At 72.0% G+C, this 3,511-nt stretch carries 2 protein-coding genes; both read left to right on the forward strand.

Annotated elements, in window-relative coordinates:
• The coding region (locus tag GA0115259_RS08090) for a response regulator transcription factor (protein WP_218104206.1) at window positions 1-1,827 on the forward strand (1,827 nt) is incomplete at its 5' end.
• 24 nt (window positions 1,828-1,851) lie between these two features.
• Window positions 1,852-3,511: AAA family ATPase (locus GA0115259_RS08095; RefSeq protein ID WP_161230319.1), on the forward strand; the 1,660-nt coding region annotated here is incomplete at its 3' end.

A 3,511-nucleotide genomic window follows, 5' to 3' on the forward strand; every position in this document is an offset into this window, starting at 1 on the left:
GCGCGGGCCCTGGCCGAGCTGCGGACGGCGGCGGCGCTCCTGCTGAGCGACGCGGGCCGGCCCGCCGAGGATGTCGCGGGCCTGCTGATGCTGCTGCCCGCCGTGGCCCAGCCCTGGATGCCGGGAGTGCTCCGTGAGGCCGCGGTCCAGGCCGGGAGCAGAGGCGCGCCCGAGGCCGCGGTCCGGTATCTGCAGCGGGTGCTGGAGGTCGAGCCGCACAGTGTGCCGGTCCGTGTCCAGATGGCCACATCGCTGGCGGAGATCAATCCGCCGGAGGCCATCCGCCTGCTGGAGGAGGCACTGGCCAGGGCCGGTGACATCCGTACGAGGGCGCTGGTCGCCGTGCGGTACGGGATGACATGTCTGGCCGTACAGCAGGCGCCGACCGGGGTCCGGGTGCTGGAGGAGGTCCTGGCGGCACTGGAGGCCGAGCTGCCAGCCAGGCCCGATCCCGCCGACCGCGAGCTGCACACCCTGGTCGAATCGGTCCTGCTGATCACCGGCGCGGACGAGAAGGTGACGGTCCGCGCGGCCAGGGACCGGGCCGCGCGGCTGGCCCTGCCGCCCGGTGACACCCGTGCCCAGCGGCAGAAGCTCGCGATGATGACGGTGCTGACCGCGATGGACGGCCGCTGCGCCGGGCGTACGGTCGAACAGGCCCGTCGGGCCATGCGCTTTCCCGGAGCCGAGCTGGAGAGCTGGTCGCTGATCGCCTCGTCGTTCGCGCTCGGCCTCGCCGACGAGGTGGGCGAGGCCCTGGACGCGCTGGACGGTCTGCTCCAGCACAGCCAGGAGACGGCCGCGGTCTGGACCTATGTGCTCGGGCTCTCCGCCCGCGCCTTCGTACTGCACAGCGTGGGCGCCGTCCCGGACGCGCTGGCCGACGCGCAGACGGCCATCGAGATCATCGGCGAGGAGCGTTGGGGCGACAGTGCCGCGCTGCCGCAGATCGCGCTCGCGACCGTGCTGCTCGACCGCGACGAGCCCGCGCGCGCCGAGGAACTGCTCCTCGGGATCAAACGGCCGCGTCTGGACCGGTTCGTCATCGAGTACCACTGGTATCTGATGGCCCGTGCCCGCGCCCGGTGGGCGCTCGGTGACCGCGAGCGAGCCCTCGCCCTCTTCCTGGACTGCGGCGAATCACTGAAGGAATCGCGGTTCACCAATCCGGCGTTCCTTCCGTGGTGGGCGGAGGCCGCCTCGCTGCTCGCCGTCATGAACCGCGCCGACGAGGCCCGGGAGATCACCGAGTACGGCGCCGAACTGGCCGCCGGATGGGGCACGGCCCGCGCGCTCGGTCTCGCGGCTCTCGCCCGAGGTGTGATCACACCCGGCGTGGCGGGCATCGAGCTGCTCACCGAATCGGTCCGCATCCTGGCGGGCTCGCCCGCCAGATCCGTGCACGCCCAGGCCGAATTCCTGCTCGGCCGCGCGCTGTTGAAGACCGGCGACCAGCGTGGCGCCCGCGAACATCTGCGTACGGCCACCGACCTCGCCCAGCGCTGCGGCACGCTGGCCCTCGCCGGGACCTCCCGCAAACTGCTGGTCACCGCCGGCGGCAGGATGCGGAAGATGAGCGCTTCACCGCTGGACATGCTGACCGGAATGGAGCGCAGGGTGGCCGGTCTCGCCGCCTCGGGAGCGAGCAACCGTTCCATCGCGGAGTCCCTCTTCGTGACCGTACGCACCATCGAGACGCATCTGACCAGCGTCTACCGGAAGCTGGGTGTCAGCCGACGGACCGAACTGGGCGCCATTCTGCACACTCCGGACATCCCCGATGGACAACCACCCGGCTGGGTGATCGAGTCACGCTGGCGACGCTGAAGCGAACTGAGCGAGGCGGTGCGCGTGACTGGCCGGAATGACAAAAGTCCGAGCACGCGGTCCACGGCGTGGACGTACGGCCCGGACATCCACGGTGATGAACTTCCGCTGTTCGAGCGCCGGCCCGAGCAGACGGTGCTGCATGCGGTGCTGGCCGAACTGAGCGGCGGGCGCGCGGCGGTCGTGACACTGACCGGGAGACCGGGCCATGCGCAGAACGCCCTGCTGGGCTGGGCCGCCCGGCTGGCCCGGGAGAGCGGATTGCGGGTGCTGCGCGCACAGGCGGCCCCGGCCGAGGGCGAGCTGCGGTACGGAGTGGTCGCCCAACTCATGACGGCGTTGTACGGACCCGCCCAGGCGGGCGGTCCGGCGCGTGAGGACGGTCAGGTCCCGCACTCACTCCGGGCCCTGACCGGACCGGATGAGCACGAGCAGTACGAGCCTCAACCGCTCCCGGGACTCCAGGGACTTCTGCGCGCCGCGCGCAGCACACCGACGCTGCTGGTCGTCGAGGACGCCCAGTGGCTCGACGCCGCATCCCAGCACTGGCTGGAGACGCTGGTCCGGCGGCTGACTCCGGACACACCGCTCGTGATCATGGCGAGCGGCAGTGCGCTGTCCGCCGGAGGCCCCGACTGGCTGAGCGCACTCCCCGCGGCCCCGGTGCCCACCAAGCGGCTCGTGGTGCACGGGCTGAGCGAGGGCGGCGTCGCCGCGGCGGTACGGCTGATCTGCGGCGCCTCCGGCGATCCGCGATTCACCCGGGCGGTCAGGACGGCCACCGGAGGCAATCCCACCGCGCTGTACGAGGTGCTGCGGCGCTTTGCCGACCATGGCCATGAACCGGTCGCCGCCCGGCTGTCCGAGCTGAAGACGATCGCCACGGCGGTCGTCGGCGACCTCGTCACCCACGCGCTGAGCGGTCTGCCCGCCGAAGTCACCACACTTCTGCGGGCGTTGGCGGTCTGCGGCGATCTGCTGCCCTTCTCACTCGTGTGCGCCGTGGCAGGACTGCGGGCGGCCGTCGGCCGGGACCTGCGCGCGATGCTGGAGGCGGCCGGTCTGATCACCTCTGTCGGAATGAAGGCCCTGATCTGTCCCATGGTGAAGGCCCGTCTGCTGGAGGACATGCCCGCCGACGAACGGGCCGCTCTCCACTCCAGGGCTGCCGAACAGGCCTACCGGGCATCCGTGAACGACGAGGATCTCACCCATCTCCTCCTGCGCTCACCGCCGTTGGGCTCCTCCTGGGCCGTCCCCGTACTGCGCCGGAGCTTCGCCGCCGCCTTGCGCGCCGAGAACCACGACAACGCGGTCGCGTGTCTGAGCCGTGCGCTGCGTGAGCCGCTGGAGCCGGACCGGCGTTCCCGGCTGAGCCTGGAACTGGCCGCCGTCGAAGCGGTCTGCTCACCCGAGGCCGGTGACCGCAGGCTGGCCGAACTCGTACGCGCGGGCGGCGATGTCCCGGACGGGCTGAGGATTCGCGCCGTCGATCTGGCGCTGGCCCGGGGCAACAGCGACGCGGTACGCAGATTCGCCGCCGAAGCGCTGCACGACGCCCGCGACGGCGAGCGGGACGCACTGATCGCGCTGTTCTGGCTGGCCGACGGGGCCAAGGACGACACCGAGCCGATGGTGCCCGAGGTGCCCGCGCTCCCCGACCGGCCTTCCGGGCCCGCCCAGG

The sequence above is a fragment of the Streptomyces sp. MnatMP-M17 genome (genome assembly GCF_900091995.1).
GTDB lineage: Bacteria > Actinomycetota > Actinomycetes > Streptomycetales > Streptomycetaceae > Streptomyces.